This window comes from Amycolatopsis sp. lyj-84 (assembly GCF_046549075.1).
In the GTDB taxonomy this organism is placed as follows: domain Bacteria; phylum Actinomycetota; class Actinomycetes; order Mycobacteriales; family Pseudonocardiaceae; genus Amycolatopsis.
In genome coordinates, this window is the sequence record NZ_JAJPWO010000001.1 from 875,389 (window position 1) to 900,184 (window position 24,796).

Here is a 24,796-nt window from a genome sequence, read left to right on the forward strand (position 1 = left end):
CGGTCCTGTCCGGCGGCTCCGACGTCTCCGGCAGAAGGCACCGAAACGGTGCCCGCCGAGAGGAGACAACCGTGAAGTACATGATCATGATGTTCGGGTCGCAGCAGGATCTCGACGGCATCGGCGGCAAGTGGAGCGCGGACGAGGTCACCGCCCTGCACGAGTTCATGGCCAAGTGGAACAACGACCTGGTCGAGTCCGGGGAGTTCGTCGACGCGCAGGGCCTTTCCCAGCCGGCGCACGCCCGCCGCGTCTCCCTGCGTGACGGCGCGCCCGTGGTGACCGACGGGCCGTACGCCGAGACGCAGGAGGTCCTGGTCGGCTACACGACCGTCGACTGCGCGAGCTACGACCGCGCGACCGAGATCGCGGCCAAACTGGCGGCCACCCCGCATCCGGAAGGCACCGACTTCGGCCGCGAGTGGTACGTCGACATCCGGCCGTGCGCCGACAGCTTCGAAGAACTGGAGCTCTAGGTGCCGGACAGCGGCGTCGAGGACCTGCTGCGCACGCTTTCGCCGCAGGTCCTCGGCGCCGTCGTCCGCCGCTATGGTCACTTCGACCTGGCGGAGGACGCGACACAGGAGGCGCTTCTCGCGGCCGCGGCGCAATGGCCCGCGGAAGGGCGGCCCGATGATCCGCGCGCGTGGCTCATCACGGTCGCCTCGCGGCGGCTGACCGATCTGCTCCGAGCCGAGCAGGCGCGGCGCCGTCGCGAGGACACCGTCGTCCAGCGGACGTTGCCCGAGGAACACCTCGCGCCCGCGGCGGACCGGCGGGCGGCCGACTCCGACGACACGCTCATCCTGCTTTTCCTGTGCTGCCACCCGTCCCTGTCACCGGCGTCGCAGATCGCGCTGACGCTCCGGGCCGTCGGCGGCCTCACCACGGCGGAGATCGCCCGCGCGTTCCTGGTCCCCGAAGCGACGATGACCCGGCGGATCAGCCGCGCGAAAACGGGAGTCAAGACCAGCGGAGTCCCGTTCGGCATGCCACCGGAAGCCGCGCGGGCGGCACGGCTGGACGCGGTCCTCCACGTGCTGTACCTGATCTTCAACGAGGGTTACGCCAGCACGTCCGGCCCCGACCTGACGCGGAGTGAGCTGTCCACCGAAGCCATCCGGCTGACCAGGATCGTCCACCGGCTCCTGCCGGAGGACAGCGAGGTCACCGGACTGCTGGCGCTGATGCTGCTCACCGACGCCCGCCGCCCGGCGAGGACGGCGCCGGACGGTGCGCCGATCCCGATGTCCGAACAGGACCGGAGCCGCTGGAATTCCGGGTACGTCACCGAAGGGATCGCGCTGCTGTCCGAGGCGTTGCCGCACGGGCCGACCGGGCAGTTCCAGATCCAGGCCGCGATCGCCGCGCTGCACGACGAGGCGCCGACTGCCGAAGAGACCGATTGGCCGCAGATCGAGGCCCTCTATGACCTTCTGCTGCGGCTCTCCGACAATCCCGTGGTGGCGCTGAACCACGCCGTCGCGGTCGGGATGGCCCGAGGTCCGCGAGAAGGGTTGACGGCCTTGGAAAAGCTCGGCGACCGGGTCTCCGGTGACCATCGGTTCCACGCCGCCCGCGCGCATCTGCTCGAACTGGCCGGGGACCCCGCGGGCGCCGTCGAGTCCTATGTGGAGGCCGCCCGGCGTGCGACGAACCTGCCGCATCAGCGCTATCTCCACGCTCGCGCCGCCCGCCTGCGCTGAGGAGGGGTCGCTCTCAGGGCGGGTGTTGCGAAAGCCACCTTCGCAACGCTGAAGGTTGGGAACAAGGCTTTCGCAACACCGTCGCCCTCCGTAAAACGTCACCCCATCACACGAGATCCGGCTCCAATCACACGCGATCGCTACCCGATCACGCGTGAACGCCCATCCCGCCCGGACACGCCACCTCTCGACAAGTACGTGAAGGCCCCCTTCCTTGCGCTAGACGCAAGGAAGGGGGCCTTCACGTACTTGCCTAGCAGCTGAGCAGGAGCCCGGTGATCGCGGTGCAGGTCGACGACGCGGTGTTGTTGGCCGCGTTCGGGTCGGCGACGGAACTCTGCGTGATCTTCGCGGTCGTCTTGACCGGTCCGATGGTCAGCAGTCCGGCGGCCACCGTGAACTTGGCCGTGCCGCTGGTGCCGGTCGCGAGCGACGAGAAGTCGCAGTTGACGACCTTCGAGCCGCTCGGGTTCGAGCAGGTGGACGAGCCGGTGAAGCGCAGCCCGTTGCCCAGTGTCGACGCCACCCGGATACCGGACGCCGCGCCCGGACCCGCGTTGGTGACCTTGACCGTGTACTCGATCGACGACGTCAGGATCCCGCGCGGGGACGCGGTCAGCGTGACACCGAGGTCCGCGGCGCTCTGCGCGCCGGTGACGGTCAGCACGGGGCCGTCGAGGATCTCGAAGCTGTAGTTGTCACCGACGAACTGGTGCTGCAGGGTGACGCTGCCCAGCGGGGCGTCGTCCTTGACCCGGAAGGTGAACAGCACGGTCTTGCTCTGGCCGGGGGTCACAGTGCCGACCCCGCCGCGGATGCTGCCGCCGAGCATGTCGCAGGCGAACGCGCCGGGACAGGACACCAGGTCGACGATCCCCGGAAGCGAGGATTCCTTGCCGTAGAGCGTCGCCTTGCCGCCCTCGATGGTCGAGGTCGCGTCGGCGTTGTAGACGGTTTGCGAGACGGTGAACGTCTGTCCACGTTGGACAGTGGTCGGCGAAACCTCCACCGCGCTGGTCGGCGGTGCCGCGAGGGCGGAGGCGGGCGCCACGAGCATGATCGTGGCCACCGCGGCCACCAAAGACAGAACTGAGGCTCTTCGAAGCTTCATCGGTTCTCACAATTCCGGTCGGGGGCGTCGCGCCGATCGGTGCGGACAACGATCAGTCGCCCAGGAACGGACATTCGTTACCGGTGTCTCCCGCCGGGTGGCCCGGAGTTCTCACCCGCTCGGAGTAACCCCGCCGCGTGTTCCCAGGTCCGGAAGACGCGGGTTCGATCAACACCGGCATCGCCTCGTTTCCAAGCTGTGACAGAACGGGCCGTTCACGGGGACGGCGTTCCCGCTCCGCGGAGCGCCGGGAGCAGATTCGCCTCTTCGTAGGCGAAGTGTTCCTCGAGTCCATTCGCGACCCGCTCGAACTCCTCACGCAGTGCGGCGGTTTCGAGTTCCCCCTTACCCTGCAGCAACCCGTCAAGATCGAGCAACGCGCGGGACACGGTTTCGTGCTCTTGGCGCAGCCGGGTCAGGGCCGGCGCGAGTCCGGAATACGCCTTTTCGATCGCCGTGAACGCCCCGTCCTCGCGAAGATGGTGCATCCGCAGGCCGTTGCAGAAAGTGACACAATGACCGAGCAGCTCGCGCCGCACTCCCGGCCGCCCCCGCACCGGCTCGCCGTCGAGTTCGGCCCGCGCTTCCGCCAGCGCCTTCCGGAGCTCGTCGTGGTGGACGAGCAACTGATCGGCGATCGCCCGCCCGCGGGCGGCATCGACTTCCAGCAGATGCAGCACGAAACCCTGCTCCCCGCCTTCGAGCGGCACGGCATACGCGGCATGCGGAACCCCGCCGATCCCGAGTGTCGCTTGTGGACTGACGAGAAGGTCGCGATACCAAGGAGAATCGGCGTCCGGCGCGTACGCCAGATACCGGCTCCCGTGACTGCGACAGGCGACGGAGGTCGTGCGGGGACGCCCCGTCCCGGCGTCCATGGTGGTCATCGACAGCGATTCCACGGTACTCCCCAGGTAGCATCGTCCTGAAAGCCATTTTGCTTTGCAAGCAAAGCCTCTTTGCTTGCAAAGCTATCCAGGAGGGTGCCCGGTGTCAACCGAGGACATGGAAGCCGACGATGCCGTGCGCGCCTTGCTGCTGCTCATGCCGCGGATGGTCGGCCGCGCGAAGCGGATCAAGATCCCCGACGAACTCCAGTCGCTGTCGCTGGCTCCGCGTCACTTGTCGCTGCTGTCGTACCTGCTCTTCGACGGTCCGATGACGGTGAACGAGCTGGCCGAACGGCTCGAGGTCGCCCCGACCACGGTGAGCCTGATGGTCGGCGAACTGAGCAAGAAGGACGTTCTGGACCGGCGTGAGGACGAGGCCGACCGGCGTCGGCGGATCGTCGCCATCACCGAGCGCATGCGTCCCGCGATCGACGGCTGGCTCGCGCAGGGCGCCCGCGCCTGGCAGAAGGCGCTCGCCCCGCTGACACCGGCGCAGCGCCGCCTGTTCATCGACACGCTTCGGGCCTACGAGGACGGGCTCACGGACTAGGCCGCGTCCTGCAAGTCTTGTTCGCGGTCTCCGCGCCCAGGCGGTCCCTGACGGCACGGGCGGACGCGGCCGAGTACGACCCGGTACGAGGCCGATCCGCCCGCACCGTCAGGAACCACCTGGATCACGAAGCCCATCGAACAGACTCACAGGACACGACCTAGGAGAACCGGTGCGATACCTGCTCATGCTCTGCGGGGACGTCGGCGACGAAACGCCCGGCACGGACATCACCGAGCCCTGCCGCGCCTGGCGCGAAGAGCTGACGCGGCGCGGGATGCGCGTCGACGGGATGGGCCTGCACGCGCCGGAGTCGGCGACGACCGTTCGCGTCCGCGACGGCAAGGCGCTGCTCACGGACGGCCCGTTCGCCGAGACGAAGGAACAGATCGGCGGCATCACCGTCCTCGACTGCGAAAGCCGGGAACAGGCCGTCGAGGCGGCGAAAAGTCATCCCTGGGCCGCGATCGGGACGATCGAAGTCCGCGAAATGCTCTAGCCGGTGATCCGGACGGTGACCTGGTTGTCGGCGTAGGTGTAGGCCACGTATTCGAATTCGGTGCCGGTGCGTTCGACGTATTCCAGCCACGCCCGGTGTTCGTGCCGCTGCCAGCCGGGGTAATTGAAGAACTCGTCGAAGTGCACGATGCTGCCCGGCCGCAGACGCGGGCCCGCCAGGTCGAGTACGGTTTTCGCCGAGCTGTACAGATCACCGTCCACGTGAAGGAAATCGACGGCACCTTCGTGCCGCTCGAGAAAACCGGGAAGCGTGTCGGCGAAAAGACCGACGACGAGTTCGGCGCCGGGGACGTCCGGCAGATCTTCGCGCGCGAACGAACCGGCGGGCATCCCGTTGAGCCAGTTCTCCGGCAGACCCTGGAACCAATCGAATCCGTAGGTTTCGGCACCGCCGCGCGCCTTGGCGATCACGCGCAGCGTGTTCCCGCTCGCGACACCGAATTCGAGGGCCATTCCCCCTGACGGGGCAAGGGAAAGTGCGTACGCGAGCGTCTCTTGTGGACGGGCGAAGTGGCGGGTCCCGGTCAGGTGCTCACGGGCGAAGCGGTTGCTGTCCCGCGCCGCGTCCTGATCACCGGCGTAGATGATGTCGCGACGGCTCCGGATTTCGAACTCGATGACGCGATCGAAACAGCGATCTCCTTGCCGGACGATCTCCGCGCGCAGTTCCCCGGCGACCCGGTTCAGCTCCTCGGTATAAGGATCATGGAATCGCCGGGCGAGCCGGTGCAGGCCCCGGCCGAGAGTGCCGCGGGCCGATCGGCCCAACGTGTACAGGGCTGAATGGGGTACCAGGTGACGCATTCCGGGACGATACACCAGCACCATTCGGGTGAACGGACTCAGAACATCGAGGGGCCGGTTTCGTTGCGGTAACCGAGGGGCCCGCTCCTACCATCGCGTTCGCCGCCGGTGATCAGGTACCGGCACGGGAAAAGGAGCGCGATGAGCAAGCTCGTCATCTTCGGGGCAGGCGGACGTGGAGGACGCCGGGCCGTCGCCGAAGCCGTGAATCGCGGGCACCGGGTGACCGCCGCCGTCCGGGATCCCCGCCGTCACGCGGATCTCGCCGGTGACGCCGTCACCTTGATCGCCGCCGACGTCACGGTGTCCGACGACGTCGCGAAGGCGGCCGCCGGGCACGACGCCGCGATCAGTTCCATCTACCGCGCGGATCTCCCCGCGCGGGAGTACTACCCGGCCGCCGCGCACGCGCTGATCGACGGCCTCGGCCAGGCAGGTGTCACGAGGCTGGTCGTCGTCGGCGTCGGGTCGGCGTTGGAGATCGCGCCGGGCGTCGCGTTCCACGACCAGCCGGGCTGGCCGCCGGAACACCGCGAATTCTCACTCGGGCACACGGCGGAGCTGGAGGTCCTCCGTGCGTCCGGCGGCGCGCTGGACTGGGTGGTCGTCGCGCCACCGCCCGCGATCATCGACGAACACGCCGAGCGGACGGGCGAGTACCGCAGCGGGGACCACCGCGTATTGCCGCGCGCGGAAGACGCGGGGCCGTTCTCGTACGCGGATCTCGCGGTCGCGCTGGTCGACGAGATCGAACGGCCAGGGCATTCGAGGGAAATGGTCGCCATCGACCACTGACCGGGCAACCTTCCGCACGGGTGGTTCGTAAGGAGTTCACAGCACTCCCTGCGACAACTGGAAGGGTCCCAGATGCAAGGCGTAGCAAGACGATCCACGCTGACCGTGTCCGGTCTGGTCCTCGGCCTGTCCGGCCTGCTCACGAGTACGGCGTCGGCGAGCGAGGGCTGGCGGCTGGAACAACCGCTGGACAGCACGGTGAACCGGATCTACTACGGCGTCACGGCCACCGGCGTGAACGACGCCTGGACCGTCGGGAGCACCTGGACCGGCAGCGCCGAAGTCCCGGTCGCGGTCCGCTGGGACGGCACGAAGTGGGCCGACACCACCCCGGCCCCGATCACCGGCACCAGCGCCCGGTTCACCCAGGTCTCCGCCTCGGCACCGGACAACGTCTGGGCCGCCGGTGACCGCACGGTCGAGGTCGGCACCCGGCAGGTCGCGGATCCACGACGGCCGCGTCCCGCCCGCGTGGCGGCGACCGGCTCGTCGACGCTGGTCCAGCGATGGGACGGCAAGACCTGGACCGACATCGAACGCCCGAAGCCGCCGGCGGGCATGGAGGGCTTCACCAGCGACATCGCCGCTTTCTCGCCGAAATCGGTGTGGCTGGTCTCCTACGACTACGACTTCAAGACGAACAAGTCCGTGGACCATCTCGAACACTGGACCGGGAAGACGTGGGAGCAGGTCGAGATCCCGCAGACCGGCGCCCGCCCGCTCCGGCCGTCCCGGGTCGGCGGCACCGGTGACGACGACCTGTGGGTCTCCGCGTCGTCGGTGGCGGCCGACGGGAAGGAGACCCCGTTCCTGCTGCACTGGAACGGCGCGGGCTGGCGGCAGATCGAGGTTCCCGTGCCGTCGGACTACCGCACCGGGTGGCTGGTCAACCACGTCGTCCCCGACGGCCGCGGCTCGGCCTACGTCGTCGGCAGGGTGAACGAATGGAACGCGACCGGCATCCCCGCGTTCGTCACCCGCTGGGACGGGCAGAAGTGGAGCTCCCTGCCGTCCGGCCCGTTCGACGAGATCAACGCGGCCGCGCTCGACGGCTCCGGGAAGCTGTGGACCGCGGGCTGGGTGCCCGGTGACGCCCACGTCCTGATGTCCGTGTGGAACGGGACCGAATGGCGGAAGGACGCGCTTCCGCCGGAGGTGGCCAAGACGGCCGACGGCAGTTCGATCCTCGGGTTCGCCGCCGTCCCCGGGACGCCGGGCGTGCTGACCTCCGGGGTCGGCAGCTCGGGCGGGCTGGAGAGCACTTGGGGCGTGCTCGCTTCACTCGACCTGCCCTGATCCGCCTCGTGAGTGGTAAGGACGGTTAGAACCGTCCTTACCACTCACGACCAGGGCGAAGGTGAGGCACGGTAGTCGAGGGGGTCGCTCCGGTCTCGGAGCGCCAGAAGTCCGTGAAGGCCTCCTTGCCTACTTTGAGGGTAGGGAAGGAGGCCTTCACGGCGATTCGGGACAACCGAACCGCTCAGCGCTCCGGGGTGTCGCCACCGTTCTGCTCGGCGAGGAACCGCTCGAACTGGCTACCCAGCTCCTCCGCGGTCGGCATGTGCTCCACCGACTCCGCGAGCAGGCTTTCCTTGCTGGACGCCTCCATGAAGGTGTCGTACTGCTGCTCCAGCGCGCGCACGACGTCGGCGACCTTCTCCGACCCGGCGACCTGGCGCGCGATCTCGGCCTCCGCCTCCTGCGAGGCCTCCCGCAGATCGCCGTCCGGCAGGTTCAGCCCGGTCGACTCGGCGACGGCCTCCAGCAGGTGCAGCGCGGCGCTCGGGTACGTCGAGTCCGCCAGGTAGTGCGGCACGTGCGCGGCGAATCCGGACGCGTCGTGCCCCCACTCGCCGAAGCGGAACTCCAGCAGCCCGGCGACGCTGCCCGGCACCTGCATCCGGTTGGGCAGCGGCCGGTGTTCGCCGACCAGCTCGTCCCGCGTCGCGTGCGCTGTCACACCCAGCGGGCGGGTGTGCGGCGCGCCCATCGGGATGCCGTGGAAACCGGTGGTGAGCCGGACGTCCCAGCGTTCGACCAGCGCCCGCACGGCCGCGCAGAACCGCTCCCAGTCGTGGTCCGGTTCCGGGCCCGTGAGCAGCAGGAACGGCACGCCGTCGGCGTCGTGCAGCAGGTGGACGACCAGTTCGGGGGCGTCGTAGGCCTCCCAGTGGTCGATGGAGTAGGTCATCGTCGGGCGGCGCGAGCGGTAGTCGATGAGGCGGTCGACGTCGAACCGCGCGATCACGCGGCGTTCGGGCGAGTTCAGGAGGTGCTCGGCGACGAGTTTGCCGGCCGACCCCGCGTCCATGAACCCGTCGAAGTAGTGCAGGAGCACGGCCCCGCCGAGGTCAGGGACGTCCGAGTCCACCTCGTACAGGTCTTCCGGGTCCAGCGCCACCAGATCCTCCAGGTTTCGTGCGTACAACCGTCTACGGGTGGCAACGCCCCGATAGGGGGCATCCATTCCGCCGATGGTGGCCGAGATCCTATCGGTCCGTGACAGGTGTCGTGGGCGGTCCGTGCCGGGGTGGTGCACGCTGAAGAGGTGACAGAAGAGACAGCACCGCCCGAGCGGCTCACCCTGCGCCCACCCGCCAACCGGGTCAGCCGTCGTGCCATCGGGTACTGGACGGTGTGGGCCGCGGTCGGCTGGGCGGTGCTCATCGGCGTGCAGGCGGTGTTCGTGCTCACGAGCGACGACCCGCCGACGTGGCTCACGGTCACGCTGACGATCTCGTGCGTGCTCGGCCCCCTGCATCTCCTGGTCATGCCGCAGTGGCGCTACCGGATCCACCGCTGGGAGGTCACCGGCGAGGCCGTGTACACCCAGGAAGGCTGGCTCAAACAGGACTGGCGGATCGCGCCGATCTCGCGGATCCAGACCGTCGACATCGAACGCGACCCGGTCGAGCAGTTGTTCAAACTGGCGAAGATCACCGTGACGACGGCGTCGGCCGCGGGCCCGGTCAAGATCGCCGGTCTCGACCACGCCGACGCGCTGGCACTCGCCGCGGAACTCACGAAGACCACGCAGGCCACCCCCGGTGACGCGACATGAGCACCGAGGCACCACCCGGCGCCGCCATCGATCAGTGGCACCGCCTCGACCGCCGGATGCTGCTGATCCGGCCGGTGCTCGACGTCGTCAAATCGCTGCCGGTGCTGATCGGGACGGTGCTCCTCGGCCAGGGCAACGGCTGGGAGTGGATCGGGCTGGGCGTCACCGCGCTGACCGTGCTCGTCGGCATCTCGCACGTGCTCACGTCGCGCTATCGCATCGCCGACGGACAGGTGGAATGGACCACCGGACTGTTGTTGCGCAAACATCGCGCGATCCCGCTCGACCGCGTCCGCACGGTCGACGTCACCTCGGAGCCGAAGCACCGCTTGTTCTCCCTCAGCGCCGTGCGCATCGGCACCGGACGGCATTCGGCCGTCCAGGGCGCGGGCAGCGACCAGCTCGTCCTCGACGCCGTCAGCGCGACCGAGGCACATCGGCTGCGCACGGTTCTCTTGCACCGCAAGGAAGTCGCCGCCGAAGCCGAGTCCGCGCCGCCGCCGGAGCAGATCGTGGCGGAGGTCGACCGGAAGTGGGTGCGGTACGCGCCGTTCACGCTGTCCGGGCTCGCCGTGGTGGGCGCGGTGTTCGCCGCGGTCTGGCATTTCGCGCACCAGCTGAACATCGACCCGGAGAACGTCGGTCCGCTGCGGGACCTGATGGACGATCTGGCGAACACCGCGGTGTGGCTGATCGTCGTCGTCGCGGCGGTCGCCCTGCTGGTGCTCGTCTCGCTGCTTTCCGTCGGCGGCTACGTGCTGTCGTTCTGGAACTTCAAGCTCACCCGGGAGACGGAAGGCACCCTGCACGTCCGGCGCGGGCTGATCACCACACGTTCGGTGTCCATCGAAGAGGACAGGCTTCGCGGCGTCGAGGTGAAGGAACCATTGCCGCTGCGGATCGCGGGCGGGGCGCGGCTCACCGCGATCGCGGGCGGGCTGCGCGAGGGCAAAGGCGGGGACAAGGGCGGCGGGCTCCTGCTGCCGCCCGCGCCCGTCGGCCGGGTCCACGAGGTCGCGGCCGAGGTACTGCGGGAGAACTTCGACCCGGCCACCGTGCCGCTGAACCGGCATCCGCGGCGCGCGCTCACCAGGCGGCTCACCCGGGCCGTCGTCGGCGTGCTGTTCCTGGCGGCGGCGCTGTTCGGCCTGGCGTGGATCGATTTCCTGCCGGACTGGATGTGGCAGGTCGCGCTCGGGCTGCTGCCGTTCGCCGTGCTCGTCGGCTGGGACGGCTACCGCAACCTCGGCCACGCGATCGTCGGGCGGTATCTGGTCAGCCGCTCCGGTTCACTGGCGCGGGCGACGGTGGCGATCCGGCGCGAGGGGCTCACCGGGATCGTCATCAGCCGCTCGTTCTTCCAGCGCCGCGGCGGGTTGATCACCGTGACCGCCCCGATCGCGGCGGGCCGGGGCGGCTATCAGGTGGTCGACGTCGGCGAATCGGCCGGGCTGGCGATGGCGGAGCAGGCCGCGCCCGGCCTGCTCACGCCGTTCCTGCGGCGGGAGGCTCAGCGGTAGCCGGTGACGTCCGCCGGTTTGCCCGGATCCTGGACCTCGACGAGATAACGCCAGCAGTCGGGGCGGCTGCCGTCGAGGTCGGTGAATCCGTAATCCTTCGCCAATTCGCCGCTGGACACCGATTTCCCGTTCCAGCGGGCGACTTCCGCGTCACCGGCCAGCGCCGCGATCGCCCTGCCGACGAACGCCGGGCTTTCAGAAATGGCGAAATGCGGCTGCACCTTCGTCGCGTCCCGCCAATTCTCTTCGGTGACCTGATAAGCGTCGAGCATCGCTTCCGAACGAAGCCAGCCCGGCGTGACCGCCACCGCGGTACCGCCATGCGGTTCCAATTCGTGGGCGAGGGCGAACGCCATCCGGTTCACCGCGGTCTTGGCGAGGTCGTAGAAGAACGAAACGCGGTAGTTCCCCGAGTTGTACGCGGTGGTCCCGTCGTTGACCTCGATGACCAGCGACCCCGGTTTCCTGATCATGAGCGGGAGCGCGAAATGGCTGGTGATGGCATGGGTGTCGATGGCGAGGCGCAGCGTCCGCAGTCCGGTGTCCAAAGTGGACTCCCAGACCGTTTTGCCCCATTCGATGGGTGCGCCGTAGATGTCGTTGACCAGGACGTCCAGCGCTCCCTGCTCGGCGTCGATCCGTTCCACCAGCTCGCGGACCTCGTCGGCCTCCAAATGGTCTACGCCGATCGCGATGCCGCGCCCGCCCGCCTCGTCGACGAGTGCCGCGGTCTCCTCGATCGTCTCCGGGCGGTTCATTTCGGATCTCCGGGAACCGGTGCTGCGACCGGTCACGTAAACGGTCGCGCCCGCGGCCCCCAGCTGGACCGCTATTCCCCGCCCGGCTCCGCGGGTCGCCCCCGCGACCAACGCGATCTTGCCCGCCAATGGCTTTTCCATGGTCCGAACCTAGCAAGAAGTCCGTTTGTTCGTGGACCAAAGTCCCTGGTCCGCAATTCACACAATGTGCTACTTTCTTGACTCTTTGTGATTGCCCCGGCGAGAGGTCGAGATGACGCCTGCCGCACGATCCCTGGACACCACCGCTCCCCCGAAACGCACCCCCGGCGCCAGCAGCTCACGCAAAGTCCTGCAGCTGCTGCTCTCCTTTTCCGAACGCCGCTGGGACGCGAGCGTCGCCGAACTCGCCGCGAGGATCGGCACCCCGGTCGCCACGACGTATCGCTATGTCGCACTGCTGAAGGAACTCCAGCTGCTGGAGGAGGGCAAGACCGGGCGCTATCACGTGACGAGCCAGGTGATGCCGCTCGCGCGGGCCGCGCAACTCGCCAACGACCTCGCCCGGCTGGCGCGCCCGGCGATGGAAGAGGCCGCTCGCGACCTCGGTGAGACGGTCCTGCTGTTCCAGCATTTCGGCGATTCCGCGGTCTGCGCGGACCGCGTCGAATGCGAACGCGCGATGCGCTTCACCTTCCAGCCGGGCCATTCCGTCCCGCTCGGCGCCGGCGCGTCGGGCAAGATGCTGCTCGCCATGCTGCCGGAAGGCGAACGGGAACGGCGGCTTTCGTCGATCGTCCAGCGTCGCGGGCCGACCGTGCGGGAAGAGGTCAAACGCGCGGGCATCAACCGGTATTCGGTCAGCTGGGGCGAACTGGACGACGGCGTCTGGTCGTGTTCGGTGCCGATCCCGAGCACCGGGCACCGGCCCGCGGTGCTGAGCCTCGCCGCCCCCGCGACCCGGATCAGCGACGACGCGAAACGGGCCGCCATCGTCGCGCTCCAGTCGTACGCGAGCAGGATCCACCGGGCCGTTTCGTCGTTTTCCCTCTGACGCGGCGGTAATTCGCGCGCGCCCGCCCCGGCGCCGGGGTAGAACTCGACCCGTGATCCGACCAGCCGTACCCGAAGACCTGCCCAGGCTCCAGGACATCGAGCGCGCCGCGGGCGAGCCGTTCCGCGCCCTCGACATGGCCGCGATCGCCGACGACGATCCGCCGTCGCTCGAGGACCTCGCGGCCTATCAGCGCGCGGGCCGCGCCTGGGTCTGCGACACCGGCGACGGCCCGATGGCGTACCTGCTCGCCGAGGTCGTCGACGGCTACGGCCACATCGAGCAGGTGTCCGTCCATCCGGACCACGCGCGACAGGGTCTCGGACGGCGGCTGATCGAGCACGCCGCGGAGTGGGCCTCGCGCGAGGGGCTCGCGGGACTCACGCTGACGACGTACGCCGAGGTGCCGTGGAACGCGCCGTACTACGCCCGGCTCGGCTTCGCGACGCTCGGCGAGGAAGACCTCACCGATGGCCTGCGAGCGATCCGGGAGCACGAAATCGCCCGTGGACTGGACGTGTGGCCGAGGGTGACCATGCGGCGATGACCCGCGCGGGGGGTTCGGTTGGCCACGTCTATCGAACGTGTGTTCTACTGTCCGCGCCGGCCCCGGAGGGGGAAGCTCCGCGGGCCGGCACCGGAGCAGAGGAGACACGGATGGCGGTCAAGATCACCCATCTCACCAACGGCCAGCAGGTGCGCTTCGCCAACGCGGACGGCGCCCGCCGCTACGCCGAGATCATCGGCGGCGGGGTCGACAAATGGCGGTTCACCGTGGTCAGTGGGTATGAGCTCCCGGAAATGTCGGGACGGGTGGTCCATGTGCCGGTATGGCGGATGACCTCCAGGTGACACCCGGACCGTTCGCCTGGATCACCACCGCGGACAACGGGGGCGACGAACTCCGCCTCTGCTGAGGCGGGCCCTTCATGACCGAGCGCGAGCCCTCGTGCACGTCGCGAGGCGTGACATGAAGGGGACTTTCATAGCGAATTTTGCTATGAAAGTCCCCTTCATTGCGCTAGACGCAGTGAAGGGGCCTTCACGCGGCATCGTCGTGGCGGGTGAGCCTCCGGATCTGGTGAGGGGACCTTGAGGGACCCTGGGTCCCTCAAGGAGTCCTTCACGGACTTGCGCGGCCCCACCTCAGGCCTCCGGCAGGATCCCCCGCCGGAAGGGCTCGACCCCGACGACGTGCCGAACCCGGTCCGGCTCGACCAGGATCTTGACCCGCCGTTCCCCCGGAATCCGCCATTCGTAGTGATCGGTTCCGACGTACTTCTTCGCCAGCCGGTCCATGCAGCGGTCCGCCTCGTCACCCTCGACGAACTCGACGGCCCGGCCGTGGATCACGACCCGGTCGTAGGGATTCTCCGCGTCCACGCACGACAGCGACACGCGCGGATCGCGGCGCAGGTTCTCTTCCTTCACCCGGCCGACGGCGGTGTTGAACACGATGTGGTCGCCTTCGACGTCGATCCACATGGGCGACACCTGGGGCGAACCGTCCCGGTTCACCGTGGCCAGATGCCAGAAGTTCGGCGCCGCGACCCGGTCACGGACCTGCTCGCTCAACTCGGCCATACGGCCCTCCCGGTGAAGTCGCGTGCCTAGACGAGCCGGTCCAGCGCGCGTGGCAGAGCCGTGGTGAGCAGGTCCAGTTCGGCTTCCCCGGCGATCAGCGGCGGCGAGACCGCGATCCCCTTGGCCAGGTTCCGCACGAGGACGCCCTCGTCTCGCGCAGTCCTCTGCAACCGGTTCGGCGCGCCGGCGTCGGACGCGAGGAAGTCGGCCTTGAGCTCCACCGCGCCGAGGAACCCCAGCCCGGCCCGGACCTCCGCGACCAGCGGATGCGAAGCCAGCCCGGAAAGCGCGTCCGCCAGCGGCTTCTCCAGCTCCCGCCCGCGCGGGATGAGCCCGTCGCGCTCGTAGATGTCCAGTGTCGCGTTTCCCGCGGCGCAGGCGACCGGATGCCCCGCGTAGGTCGCACCGTGCCGCAGCACCGGCGCGCCCGGTTTCCCGGTGAAGAACGGCTCGGCCACCCGCGGCGCGACGATCAGCGCGCCCAGCGGGATCGTCCCGCCGGTGATGCCCTTCGCGGTGGTGATCATGTCGGGCTTCACGTCCCACCGGTCGATCCCGAACCAGGTCCCCAGCCGCCCGAACGCGGCGATCACACAGTCGGCGACGAACAGCACGCCGTGCTTGCGGCAGATCCCGGCGACCGCCTCGATGTACCCGTCCGGCGGCAGCAGAACCCCGCCCGCGCCGATCACCGGTTCGCAGAAGAACGCCGCGACCCGCTCCGGCCCGACGCGCTGGATCTCCGCTTCGAGTGCTTCCGCGCTGTCGTAGGGCACGTGCGAGATGTCGCCCGGCAACGGCCCGAAGTTCGTGGCGTTGGCCGCGATGCCGCCGACGGCCGTACCGAAGCCGTGCGTGCCGTGATATCCCTGCACCCGCCCGATGACGTGCACCTTCTCCGGGCGGCCGGTATGCGCGAAATGCGCCCGGGCGATCTTGACCGCGGTGTCGATGACATCGCCGCCGCCCGAACCGAAGAACACCTTCGAGCCCGGTTCCGGCGCCAGTGCGGAGACGCGCTCGGCGAGCCTCAGCGCGGGCTCGTTGGCGTTGTAGCCGAACAGGTTGTACGAATCGAGCGTCCGCAGCTGGTCCGCGACGGCCACCGCGATCTCCTCGCGTCCGTGGCCGAAGTTCGCGTACCAGAGCGACGCTGTCGCGTCGAAGTAGCGCTTCCCCTCGTCGTCCCAGACATAGGAACCCTCACCGCGGGCGATGACCAGCCGGTCGCCGTCGACCGCTCCCATGTCCGCGAAGGGATGCCACAGCGGATTGTGCGCGGATGCCGACGACACCATGATCTTCCTCCTCGAGTCCGTGCCCCCATCCTCACCCGGATCCGGCCGCGACGCGAACACTCCATCGTGCACAGTTCGCGCCGCGGACCTGTCCGGTCTGTCGCCGCAACCTCCGGTGAATTTCCGACACCATCCCAACGGCTCTTGACCAGCGCTGGCCGATCCTGTTGTTTGATGAGTGAGTTTGTTCAAAGTTGAGCATTCTGGGAGGAACTTATGGGTCGTCTCGCTGGCGCGCTCGTCGCCGCCTGCACGCTCACCGCCCTCTGCGCCGTTCCGGTGGCGGCCGTCGAAAGCCCGCCACCGGTCACGACACCGCCGATGGGCTGGAACAGCTGGAACAAGTTCGGCTGCGACATCACCGAACAGCTGATCCGGGAAACCGCCGACGCGATGGTGACGTCGGGGATGAAGGCCGCCGGCTACCAGTACGTCAACCTCGACGACTGCTGGGCCGAGAAGAACCGCACCCCCGACGGGAAGTACGAACCGCATCGGACCCGGTTTCCCAGCGGCATCAAGGCGCTGGCCGACTACGTGCACGGCAAGGGCCTGAAGCTCGGCATCTACACCAGCGCGGGCACGGAAACCTGCGCGCGGACCATGCCAGGCTCGCTCGATCACGAAGAGGTCGACGCGCGGACGTTCGCGGACTGGGGAGTCGACTACCTCAAATACGACAACTGCCACAACCAGGGCCGTCCCGCGCTGGAGCGGTACACGAAAATGGGCGAGGCACTGAAGAAGACCGGCCGCCCGATCGTCTACGCCCTCTGCGAATGGGGCGAGAACAAGCCCTGGGAATGGGGCAAGGACGCGGGGGCGCAACTGTGGCGCACCACCGGCGACATCAGTGACACCTGGTCGAGCATGACGAACCTCCTCGACCAGCAGGTCGGCCTGGAAGGCTATGCCGGGCCCGGTGGCTGGAACGACCCGGACATGCTCGAAGTCGGCAACGGCGGCATGACCGACACGGAATATCGCTCCCACTTCGCACTCTGGTCGCTGCTCAACGCCCCGCTGCTGGCGGGCAACGACCTGCGTTCGATGTCCGGCGCGACCAAGAAGATCCTGCTGAACAAGGACCTACTCGCGGTCAACCAGGATTGGGGCGGCAAGCAGGGACGCAAGGTCCGCGACGACGGCGACACCGAGGTCTGGGCCAAACCGATGTCCGACGGCTCGAACGTCGTCGTCCTGTTCAATCGCGGCGGCGCGCCGTCGACCCTGTCCGCCACCGCCAAGGAGATCGGCGCCCCGGCCTCGTCCGGCTACCGGGTCCGGGACCTGTGGACCGGCGACGAGACCGAGTCCGCCGGAATTCTGCGGGCGGGGCTGCCCAGTCACGGTTCCGCGGTCTTCCGGGTCTGGCCGTCGAGCCGTCCGAAGGCCGCTCCGCATACGACACTTTCCTTGCGGTCGCCCGAATACGCCGCCACCGACAAGCCGTTCACCACGACACTGCAGGTGTTCAACGACGGCAGGACGCCGCTGAGCGAGGGCAGGGTGAAGCTCACCGTCGGCGCGGGCTGGAAGCCGGACGGCGGCACCGAAGTTCGGATTCCCGCTGTCGCACCGGGAAAGTCGTGGGAGCGCACCTGGACCGTGCGCCCGTCGTCTCCCGCCGGTGACCACGTCGAGGTCTCCGGGCGGATCGACTATCGGACGTCATCAGGGGCGCGATCGTTGTCCACGACCGGCAGCGCTCCCCTTGTGAAACCCCCTGCCGCCGGGACGAACGCGCTCTCGAAGGCGGCGTTCATGACGGCGGACAACGGCTACGGACCGGTGGAGCGCGGGACCAGCAACGGCGAATCGAGTGCCGGTGACGGCCACAAGATGAGCATCGGCGGGGTGACCTACGACGACGGACTGGGCGTCCACGCGCCGTCCAAGGTCCGGCTCTACCTCGGCGGCGGCTGCGCGTCGTTCGCTTCGTCCGTCGGCGTCGACGACGAGAAGGCCGGGGGCAGTGTGGCGTTCGAGGTCCTCGGTGACAGCAAGCGGCTGGCGAACACCGGCGTGCTCAAGCGCGGCCAGGCGGCGCAGACGCTTTCCGTACCCTTGAGCGGGGTGCAGGTGCTCGATCTGGTCGTCACCGATGGCGGCGACGGGGTCGATTCCGATCACGCCGACTGGGCCGGTGCCGCTCTGAACTGCTGACGCGCGTGCAATGAAAGTCCCCTTCATTGCAAATTTTGCAATGAAGGGGACTTTCATTGCACCCCCCGAGGCTCAACCCCGCCGGTCATAAGCGGCCAGAAGCTGCTTCTCCGCATCCCGCAGGTACTTCTCCAGCGCCGTCTCCGCGGGCCCGAACCGCCCTCGCTCCAGATCCCGCAGGATCCGCTCGTGCCGCTCCAGGAACGGCTCGAAGAACGCGCGCGTGTTCTCGGCCAGCACGAAGAAGAGCCGCGTCTCCGCCAGCACTTGCCGCATCGTCGTACTGACCCGCTCGCTGCCGGCCAGATCACCGAGCGCCTGATGGAACGCGATGCTCGCGGTCCCGACGGCCTGCCAGTCGCCTTCGCCGGCCGCGGCACGGCCTTCGCGCACCGCGAGGGCGACGGCGGAGAGATCCACAGTGGACAGTTCGGACGCGCGCCGCAGCGAGCCGCATTCGGTGACCCGCCGCATGACGTAGAGATCCGAGATGTCCTGCGCGGTCAGTTCCCGCACGAACACGCCGCGGTTGAGTTCGTGCACCGCCAGCCGTTCGTGCGCCAGCAGCTGGAACGACTCCCGCAGGGTGTTGCGCGAAACGCCCAGCGCGGCGCTGATCGACGGTTCGGAAAGCCTCGACCCCGGCGGGAAGACGCCTTCGGTGATGCGCTGGCGGAGGATCTCGGCGACCCGTTCCGCTGTCCCGCTTCGTTCGAGCAGTGGCCTGTCGCGGGCAAGTGTCTCCTCGGCATCCACGGTGGACACGGCGTTACCTGACGCCGAGTTCGAAGTCGAGACTGTACCGGTTGCCCGGCATGGCACCGGCGGCCTTGGCGCCGTCGATCGGGAGCGCGACCCCGTTGATGAACCTCGATTCGTCGCTCGCCAGGAAGACGACCGCCTTCGCGACCTCCCACGCCTCGCCGACCCGCCCGGCGGGCGTGCTCGCGGTCAACTGGTGTTGTTTCGCCTCGAAATCTTCCGGTGACGCGAGCGTGCCGCGCAGCATGTCGGTGTCGATCGCGCCCGGGTTGACCGTGTTCGCACGGATCCCCTGGTGCGCGTGCGCGACGGCGATCGACTTCGTCAGACCGACCAGCGCGTGCTTGGTCGCGTTGTACACCGGGTCGCCGGGGCGGCCCATCACGCCGCCGTTGGACGACGTCGTGATGATGCTGCCCGCCTTGCCCGCGATCATGTGCGGCAGCACCGCCCGGATGCCGAGGAAGGCGGCCCGCACGTTCAGCGCGAAGATGTTGTCGAATTCCGCCAGCGTGGTGTCGGACAGGGGCTTCCCGAGGTGGATGCCGACGTTGTTGAACAGCACGTCGATCCGGCCGGTTTCGGCCAGCACCCCGCGCACGAACTCGTCGACCTGTCCCTCGTCGGTGGCGTCCACAAGGGAGTGCCCGGCGCCTTCGACGGCCTCGGCGGGCTCGCGGATGTCACTGGAGAACACGGTCGCCCCCTCGGCGACGAACTCCTTCACGGTGGCGAGACCGATGCCCCTCGCGCCGCCGAAGACCACCGCGACCTTGCCGGCCAGCCGACCCATGCTCATCTCTTCCCTCTCGACGAAACCGCTGTGTAGTCCTCCGGAAGCCGCACCAAAGCCCCCGGTTCCCCGTGATACGTCACCTCGACGCCGTACAGTTCGCGCGCCGCTTCCACCGAGACGTAACCATCGACGACGTCGGCGAGTACCGCCTCCGGCTCCCGTTCGCACGGGTCGCCGTATCCGCCGCCGCCGGGCAGGATCACGTCCACGACGTCGTCCGGCCGCAGGTTCACCCGGCTCTTCGACGGCAGGTCCGCGCCACCGGAAAGGGTGAACCGGCCGACGGCCCCCTCGTGTCCCGAGTCCACACCGGACGCCGGTCGGCGCACCCGGTCGATGTTCCCGTTGACACTCCAGGAAATCTCGCCGCGCGCCGCCATCGACGTGCGCTGGCCGAGGCCGCCGCGCCGCCGTCCGGCGCCTCCGGAGTCCACTCGCAGCACTCGTTCGCGCTGGACCAGCGGCGCCATCGTCTCGATGACCTCCGTCGGCGTGGACCGCAGCCCGCTCGGGAATCCCGTCGTGCTGAGGCCGTCCTTTGTGGACCTCGCGCCGATCCCGCCGGTCTGGAAGACGTTGAGCATGAACTCGCCGCCCCCGGCTTCGGTCCCGCGCCAGATCGTCATCCACAGCGCGTCCGCGCTGTGCGCCAAAGTGTTGCCCGGCAACGCCTCGTGCAGCGCGGTGATCAGCAGTGACGGCAGGAAGTGCCCGATCAGATGCCGGGACGCGACCGGCGCGGGCGGCGCGCAGTTGAGCACCGAACCCTCGGGAGCGGTGACGTGCACCGGACGGAACGAGCCCGCGTTGTGCGGCACCTCGGGGGAAATGGCCGCCTTGACCGCGAACGAGGCGTACGCACGGGTGTAGTTGAGGACGACGTTGATCCCGCGACGACTCTGCGGCGAGGATCCTCCGAAGTCGAGGTGGATCTCGTCGCCGTCGATGGTCACGGTGACCTTGAGGACGACCTCTTCGTCGTCGAATCCGTCGGTCACCAGTTCGCTGGTGTACCTGCCGTCCGGCAGTTTCGCCAGCGCGTCCCGCAACGCCCGCTCGGAGCGGTTCATGATCTCGGCGGCGACGTCGTCGAGCGAGTCCAGCTCGAATTCTTCCAGCAGCCGCACCAGACTGGCGGCGCCGACCTCGTTCCCGGTGACCTGGGCGTACAGATCGCCGAGGGTCTCCTCCGGGGTGCGGACGTTCGCGCGGATCAGCAGTTCGAGATCCGCGTTGACCTCGCCCGCGCGGAGGAACTTCATGATCGGCAGCCGGAGGCCCTCTTCGAAGACCTCGTTGGCCTCGGCCGAAACCAGCCGTCCGCCGATGTCCGGGGCATGGCAGCAGGAAGCGAACCACGCGACCAGCCGTCCCCGCAGGAACACCGGTGTGGCGACGGTGATGTCGTTGATCTGCCCCGCCGTCTGCCACGGGTCGTTGGTGAGCAGGACGTCGCCTGGCGCGAGGGTCTCCGGCGGGTACGCGGCGACGAAATGGTGCATCCCGGTCGCCATCGCGTTGATGTGGCCGGGGGTCCCGCCGACGGACTGGCCGATCATCTCGCCGCGCGAGTCGAACACCGCGCAGGCGAGATCGAGCGATTCCCGCACCACGGAGGAGAACGCGGTGTTGACGAGCGCGTTCTGCTGCTCCGCGAGGATCGAATGCAGCCGGTTTCCCAGCACTCCCACGAGGATCGGGTCGACGCTCATACCGTCACCACCAGGCTGGCGTCTTCGCCGACCACGCAGTGAGCGCCGGGCGGAACGACCACGGTGGACTCGCGCTCCTCGACGATGGCCGGGCCCTCGACACGGTCACCCGGCTTGAGCCGGTACCGGTCGAACACCGCCGTGTCGACAAATCCACCTTCGGCGGGAAAGTACGCCGGACGACTCCCCTTGCGCGCGTCGCCTTCGGCCACCGCACCCGCGAGTTTCAAGGCGACCTCGGGTACCGGACCGCTGGAAACGACCCGCCAGTTGAGCACCTCGATCGCGACGTCCGGCCCGGTCCGCCGGTACAGCGTCCGATAGGTCCCGGTGAACGCGTCGACCAGCGACTCCGGCCAGTTCCCCGGTTCGACCGGCACGCGGATCTCGTAGCCCTGCCCGGAATACCGCATCTCGGCGATCCTGCGATGCGTCACCTTCGCACCGTCCACACCGGACTTCTCCAGCAGTTCCCCGCCCTCGGTCTCCATCTCGGCGAACAGCTCGTCGACCTGTTCCCATGAGAGATCGAGGACCGCCGAGCGCGCCGAGCGCACGAAGTCGAAGGCCAGCGGCGCGGTCAGGAATCCCGCCGCGCTCAGCACTCCGGCGGCGGGCGGGGCGACCACCTCGGGCGCGCCGAGCGCCCGCGCCACGCCGACGCCGTGCACCGGCCCGGCGCCACCGAAAGTGAACATCGGCAGCTTCGCCGGATCCTTGCCACGCTCGACGGCGTGGACGCGGGCGGCGTTGGCCATGTCCTCGTTGACGCTCGTGTGAATACCCCAGGCGGCCTCTTCGACACTGACGCCGAGCGGTCCGGCGATCTTCGAACGGATCGCCTCGCGCGCGCCCTCGGCGTCCAAAGTCATTCCGCCACCGAGGAAGTAGCCGGGATCCAGATAGCCGAGCACGAGGTCGGCGTCGGTCACGGTCGGTTCGGTGCCGCCTCGCCCGTAGCAGACCGGGCCGGGTTCGGACCCCGCCGAATCCGGGCCGACGGTCAGCAGGCCGAGTGCGTCGATGCGGGCGATCGAGCCGCCGCCGACCCCGATTTCGATCATGTCGGTGACCGGGACCCTGACCGGCAGCCCCGACCCCGGCAGCAGCCGGTACTTCCGGTCGACCTCGAACTCGTGCGTCACCAACGGCGAGCCGCCGGAGATCATGCACAGTTTCGCCGTCGTGCCGCCCATGTCGAAGGCCAGCAGATCCTCGACACCGGCCGCGGAACCGATCGCGGACGCGGCCAGCGCCCCACCGGCCGGGCCGGATTCGAGGATGCGGATCGGATAGCGCGCGGCCGTGTCGACGGTCGCGATCCCGCCGTTGGACAGCATGATGTGCGGCGACGGCCGGACCCCGGCCGCGTGCAGGCGCCGTTCCAGATCACGCAGATAGCGTTCGGTGAGGTCCTGGACGTACACGTTCGCGACCGTGGTGGACGCGCGTTCGAACTCGCGGATCTCCGGGACGACCTCGCTGGACAACGCGACCCGCAGCCTCGGCGCGACGTCCTGGAGTATCTCGGCGGCCCGCCGTTCGTGCGCGGGATTCGTGAAGGCGTGCAGGAAACAGATCGCGACCGCGTCGATCCCGCGGGCGTCGAGCTCGCGGCCGAGGCGGGCGACGTACTCCTCGTCCAGTCCTGTGTGGACGGTTCCGTCGGCGAGGATCCGCTCGGGGACGTCGAACCGCAGGTGTCGCGGGACCAGCGGGTCGGGGAGCTCGATGAGCAGGTCGTACAGTTCGTACCGATGTTCGCGCCGCATCTCCAGCACGTCACGGAAACCGGCGGTCGCCAGCAGCGCGGTCCGCGATCCCTTGCGTTCGATCAGCGCGTTCGTGACCAGCGTGGTGCCGTGCACGAACTGCTCGACGTCGGCCGCCTCCAGCCCCGCGTCGGCGAGTGTCCTCCTCAGACCTTCCTCGACGGCACGAGCGGGCTCGTCGTGCGTCGTCAGGACCTTGCCGACGGCGACGACACCGGTTTCGTCGAGCACGCAGAGATCGGTGAACGTGCCGCCGATGTCCACGCCGACGCGAAGCCCGGTCACGAAGAACCCTTGCGATACCAACGCGGAGACGTGTTGAGCGGCGGCGCCATCTTCGCGCGGACGACCAGCACGTTCGGCTCGTCGGACTCGACGAACTCGCCGAGCAACCGGCGGAACGCGCGCCCGAACCCGGAGACGCGGTCCGCGTGCACCCCGAAGGACCGGGCGAGACCGACGAAATCGGGGCTGTCCCAGTCGACGCCCCGGCGCGGCAGGCCCGCGCGATCCTGGTCGTAGCGGAGCATTCCGTACCCGCCGTCGTCGACGATGATCACCGTGACCGGCAACTGTTCCTGCGCCAGCGTGGCGAGGTCACCGCAGCCGAACAGGAATCCGCCGTCACCGCTGACGCAGATCGCGCGGCCGGTGCCCGCGGCACCGGCGCCGAGCGCGGCGGGGAAGCCGTAGCCGAGGGTGCCCCAGCCCATCGGATACGCGAGCTTGCGCGGGGCGCGGACGCGGTGGAATCCGCCGATCCAGTACCCGGCGACGCACATGTCCGCGACCACGACGGCGTCCTGCGGCAGCACTTCGTCCAAAGTGGACAGAAGGTCCGCGGCCTGCGGCTCTTCTTCCTTGATCCGCCGCCGGACCCGGGCGGAGACCTTGGCTAGCCTGCCGACGAGCGCCGCGATACCCGGCCGTTCCTCGACTTTCAGCGCCTCGGTGAGCACCCGGGCGTCGCCGACCAGCGTGATGTCCGGCTGGTAGTTCTTGGCCGCGTCGTCCGGGTCGACGTTGATCGCGATGAGCTTCTTCGGCTGCGGCATCAGCCAGTTCTGCGTCATCAGCCCGTCGAAGTCGGTGCCGATGGCGAGGACGACGTCGGCCTCGTCCCACAGCGCGCCGACCTCGGGCGCGTGCACCGGGTTCGGGGCGAGACAGGGGTGGTCGACCGACAGGAGCCCGCGAGCGCCGAAGGTGGTGAGCACCGGAGCGGCCAGCCTCTCGGCGAGTTTGCCGATCGCCTCACCGGCCCCGGCGCGCAGCGCGCCGCCTCCCGCCCAGATCAGCGGCCGGGCGGCGGTGGCCAACAGGGCCTCGGCCTCGGAGAGATCCGGGATCTCGGACGGCCGGGCGTGCGACCTCGGCGGACGGCGGGCGGGCGTCCGCTCGGACAGGAAGTCGGTGGGGATGCCGAGGTAGACCGGACCGCTCTGCGGCTGGAGCGCGAGGCGGGCCGCGCGGTGCAGGGTGGCGGCGACCTGGTCGGCGCTCGTGACGGTGAACCCGGCCTTGGTGACCGGCGCGAACATCGCCTGCTGATCCGACGTCTCGTGCAACACGCCGCGGACCACGCCGGGCCGCCGCAGCGTGGACGGGATGTCGGTCGCGATGACGAGCATCGGCGCGGCCGACGCCATGGCCTCGCCGACGGCGGCGAGCGTGTTCGCCGCGCCGGGTCCCGTGGTCACCATGGCGACGCCCAGTTTCCCGGTCGCGCGGGCGTACCCGTCGGCCGCGTACCCGGCCGTCTGCTCGTGCCGGACCCCGATGAGCCGGATGTCCGAATCGGCCAGCGCCTCCCATAACGGCAGGTTGTGCACCCCGGGGAGACCGAAGACGACTTCGGTCCCCAGAGCGGTCAGCGCGTCGGCGAGATGCTGGGCTCCGGTGGGTGCAGGCACCCCGCCGATAGTGCCAGATCGTTCAACGATCCAGCAACCGTGACCT

General features: G+C 69.0%; 24 protein-coding genes. 12 read left to right on the plus strand and 12 right to left on the minus strand.

The genetic code is table 11. The features are described from left to right. The first annotated feature begins 71 nt into the window (after nt 1–71). Together ACLJRM_RS04310 and ACLJRM_RS04315 are read left to right on the plus strand one after the other, a co-directional pair. Nucleotides 72–476 (plus strand): YciI family protein, encoded by a 405-nt coding sequence (locus ACLJRM_RS04310; protein ID WP_101610306.1) that lies wholly within the window; start codon nt 72–74, stop codon nt 474–476. Then, nucleotides 477–1,706: an RNA polymerase sigma factor gene (locus ACLJRM_RS04315; RefSeq protein ID WP_410662346.1), complete on the plus strand. Its 1,230-nt coding sequence runs from the start codon at nt 477–479 to the stop codon at nt 1,704–1,706. A gap of 253 nt (nt 1,707–1,959) precedes the next feature. Here the strand turns inward: ACLJRM_RS04315 and ACLJRM_RS04320 are convergent, their stop codons facing one another. Both ACLJRM_RS04320 and ACLJRM_RS04325 read right to left on the minus strand, forming a co-directional pair. After that, nucleotides 1,960–2,775 carry a DUF11 domain-containing protein gene (locus ACLJRM_RS04320; protein ID WP_101613478.1) on the minus strand — a complete coding sequence of 272 codons (816 nt, stop codon included), beginning with the start codon at nt 2,773–2,775 and terminating at the stop codon, nt 1,960–1,962. A 257-nt stretch (nt 2,776–3,032) separates the two neighbouring features. Continuing rightward, entirely contained in the window at nt 3,033–3,719 is a 687-nt protein-coding gene (locus ACLJRM_RS04325; protein ID WP_410662347.1) for a nitroreductase/quinone reductase family protein, read from the minus strand. A gap of 103 nt (nt 3,720–3,822) precedes the next feature. Here ACLJRM_RS04325 and ACLJRM_RS04330 point away from each other — a divergent pair, with 103 nt between their 5' ends. Both ACLJRM_RS04330 and ACLJRM_RS04335 read left to right on the plus strand, forming a co-directional pair. Then, nucleotides 3,823–4,257 carry a MarR family winged helix-turn-helix transcriptional regulator gene (locus tag ACLJRM_RS04330; protein ID WP_101610308.1) on the plus strand — a complete coding sequence of 145 codons (435 nt, stop codon included), beginning with the start codon at nt 3,823–3,825 and terminating at the stop codon, nt 4,255–4,257. A 172-nt stretch (nt 4,258–4,429) separates the two neighbouring features. Next, nucleotides 4,430–4,756 carry a YciI family protein gene (locus tag ACLJRM_RS04335; RefSeq protein WP_410662348.1) on the plus strand — a complete coding sequence of 109 codons (327 nt, stop codon included), beginning with the start codon at nt 4,430–4,432 and terminating at the stop codon, nt 4,754–4,756. Here the strand turns inward: ACLJRM_RS04335 and ACLJRM_RS04340 are convergent. Further along, nucleotides 4,753–5,580: a class I SAM-dependent methyltransferase gene (locus ACLJRM_RS04340; RefSeq protein ID WP_410662349.1), complete on the minus strand. Its 828-nt coding sequence runs from the start codon at nt 5,578–5,580 to the stop codon at nt 4,753–4,755. The genes ACLJRM_RS04335 and ACLJRM_RS04340 overlap by 4 nt on opposite strands. A 141-nt stretch (nt 5,581–5,721) precedes the next feature. Here ACLJRM_RS04340 and ACLJRM_RS04345 point away from each other — a divergent pair, with 141 nt between their 5' ends. Together ACLJRM_RS04345 and ACLJRM_RS04350 are read left to right on the plus strand one after the other, a co-directional pair. Next, nucleotides 5,722–6,375: an NAD(P)-dependent oxidoreductase gene (locus ACLJRM_RS04345; RefSeq protein ID WP_410662350.1), complete on the plus strand. Its 654-nt coding sequence runs from the start codon at nt 5,722–5,724 to the stop codon at nt 6,373–6,375. Nucleotides 6,376–6,447: 72 nt separating this feature from the next. Continuing rightward, nucleotides 6,448–7,671, plus strand: coding sequence for a hypothetical protein (locus ACLJRM_RS04350; RefSeq protein WP_410662351.1), 1,224 nt, complete (start codon nt 6,448–6,450; stop codon nt 7,669–7,671). A gap of 184 nt (nt 7,672–7,855) precedes the next feature. On the opposite strand, the gene ACLJRM_RS04355 is transcribed toward ACLJRM_RS04350, so the two are convergent. Further along, nucleotides 7,856–8,776, minus strand: coding sequence for a proteasome assembly chaperone family protein (locus tag ACLJRM_RS04355; RefSeq protein ID WP_101610312.1), 921 nt, complete (start codon nt 8,774–8,776; stop codon nt 7,856–7,858). A 105-nt stretch (nt 8,777–8,881) separates the two neighbouring features. On the opposite strand from ACLJRM_RS04355, the gene ACLJRM_RS04360 reads away from it, so the two are divergent. Together ACLJRM_RS04360 and ACLJRM_RS04365 are read left to right on the plus strand one after the other, a co-directional pair. Further along, nucleotides 8,882–9,436, plus strand: a complete 555-nt coding sequence (locus ACLJRM_RS04360; protein ID WP_410662352.1) for a PH domain-containing protein — start codon at nt 8,882–8,884, stop codon at nt 9,434–9,436. Continuing rightward, a complete protein-coding gene (locus ACLJRM_RS04365; protein WP_410662353.1) occupies nt 9,433–10,956 on the plus strand; it encodes a PH domain-containing protein in 1,524 nt (507 codons plus the stop codon). The genes ACLJRM_RS04360 and ACLJRM_RS04365 overlap by 4 nt, the downstream gene beginning before the upstream one ends. Here ACLJRM_RS04365 and ACLJRM_RS04370 read toward each other — a convergent pair. Beyond that, nucleotides 10,947–11,855, minus strand: coding sequence for an SDR family oxidoreductase (locus ACLJRM_RS04370; RefSeq protein WP_410662354.1), 909 nt, complete (start codon nt 11,853–11,855; stop codon nt 10,947–10,949). The genes ACLJRM_RS04365 and ACLJRM_RS04370 overlap by 10 nt on opposite strands. A gap of 112 nt (nt 11,856–11,967) precedes the next feature. On the opposite strand from ACLJRM_RS04370, the gene ACLJRM_RS04375 reads away from it, so the two are divergent. The 3 genes from ACLJRM_RS04375 to ACLJRM_RS04385 all read left to right on the plus strand — a co-directional run bounded on the left by ACLJRM_RS04375 (nt 11,968) and on the right by ACLJRM_RS04385 (nt 13,599). Beyond that, nucleotides 11,968–12,747, plus strand: coding sequence for an IclR family transcriptional regulator (locus ACLJRM_RS04375; RefSeq protein ID WP_101610315.1), 780 nt, complete (start codon nt 11,968–11,970; stop codon nt 12,745–12,747). Nucleotides 12,748–12,799: 52 nt separating this feature from the next. Continuing rightward, on the plus strand, nt 12,800–13,294 hold the full coding sequence (locus ACLJRM_RS04380; protein WP_101610316.1) for a GNAT family N-acetyltransferase: 495 nt from the start codon (nt 12,800–12,802) through the stop codon (nt 13,292–13,294). 110 nt (nt 13,295–13,404) lie between these two features. Further along, nucleotides 13,405–13,599, plus strand: a complete 195-nt coding sequence (locus ACLJRM_RS04385; protein ID WP_101610317.1) for a hypothetical protein — start codon at nt 13,405–13,407, stop codon at nt 13,597–13,599. Between the two features lie 294 nt (nt 13,600–13,893). Here ACLJRM_RS04385 and ACLJRM_RS04390 read toward each other — a convergent pair whose 3' ends face one another. Together ACLJRM_RS04390 and ACLJRM_RS04395 are read right to left on the minus strand one after the other, a co-directional pair. Continuing rightward, the gene (locus ACLJRM_RS04390; RefSeq protein ID WP_101610318.1) at nt 13,894–14,331 is read right to left on the minus strand and encodes a PPOX class F420-dependent oxidoreductase; all 438 of its coding nucleotides are present in this window, start codon (nt 14,329–14,331) and stop codon (nt 13,894–13,896) included. Nucleotides 14,332–14,357: 26 nt separating this feature from the next. Then, nucleotides 14,358–15,629: an aspartate aminotransferase family protein gene (locus ACLJRM_RS04395; protein WP_410662355.1), complete on the minus strand. Its 1,272-nt coding sequence runs from the start codon at nt 15,627–15,629 to the stop codon at nt 14,358–14,360. A 216-nt stretch (nt 15,630–15,845) separates the two neighbouring features. Between ACLJRM_RS04395 and ACLJRM_RS04400 the strand changes: the two genes are divergently transcribed. Then, nucleotides 15,846–17,795 carry an NPCBM/NEW2 domain-containing protein gene (locus ACLJRM_RS04400; protein WP_410662356.1) on the plus strand — a complete coding sequence of 650 codons (1,950 nt, stop codon included), beginning with the start codon at nt 15,846–15,848 and terminating at the stop codon, nt 17,793–17,795. A gap of 72 nt (nt 17,796–17,867) precedes the next feature. Here ACLJRM_RS04400 and ACLJRM_RS04405 read toward each other — a convergent pair whose 3' ends face one another. The 5 genes from ACLJRM_RS04405 to ACLJRM_RS04425 are packed head-to-tail and all read right to left on the minus strand — an operon-like array spanning nt 17,868 to nt 24,750. Then, the gene (locus ACLJRM_RS04405; protein ID WP_101610320.1) at nt 17,868–18,560 is read right to left on the minus strand and encodes a GntR family transcriptional regulator; all 693 of its coding nucleotides are present in this window, start codon (nt 18,558–18,560) and stop codon (nt 17,868–17,870) included. A 4-nt stretch (nt 18,561–18,564) separates the two neighbouring features. Further along, nucleotides 18,565–19,350, minus strand: coding sequence for an SDR family NAD(P)-dependent oxidoreductase (locus ACLJRM_RS04410; protein WP_168214397.1), 786 nt, complete (start codon nt 19,348–19,350; stop codon nt 18,565–18,567). Between the two features lie 2 nt (nt 19,351–19,352). After that, on the minus strand, nt 19,353–21,065 hold the full coding sequence (locus ACLJRM_RS04415; protein WP_410662357.1) for a hydantoinase B/oxoprolinase family protein: 1,713 nt from the start codon (nt 21,063–21,065) through the stop codon (nt 19,353–19,355). After that, the gene (locus ACLJRM_RS04420) at nt 21,062–23,122 is read right to left on the minus strand and encodes a hydantoinase/oxoprolinase family protein (protein ID WP_410662358.1); all 2,061 of its coding nucleotides are present in this window, start codon (nt 23,120–23,122) and stop codon (nt 21,062–21,064) included. Before ACLJRM_RS04420 ends, ACLJRM_RS04415 begins: the two co-directional genes overlap by 4 nt. Then, on the minus strand, nt 23,119–24,750 hold the full coding sequence (locus ACLJRM_RS04425) for a thiamine pyrophosphate-binding protein (RefSeq protein ID WP_101610324.1): 1,632 nt from the start codon (nt 24,748–24,750) through the stop codon (nt 23,119–23,121). The genes ACLJRM_RS04420 and ACLJRM_RS04425 overlap by 4 nt, the downstream gene beginning before the upstream one ends. Between the last annotated feature and the right edge of the window lie 46 nt (nt 24,751–24,796).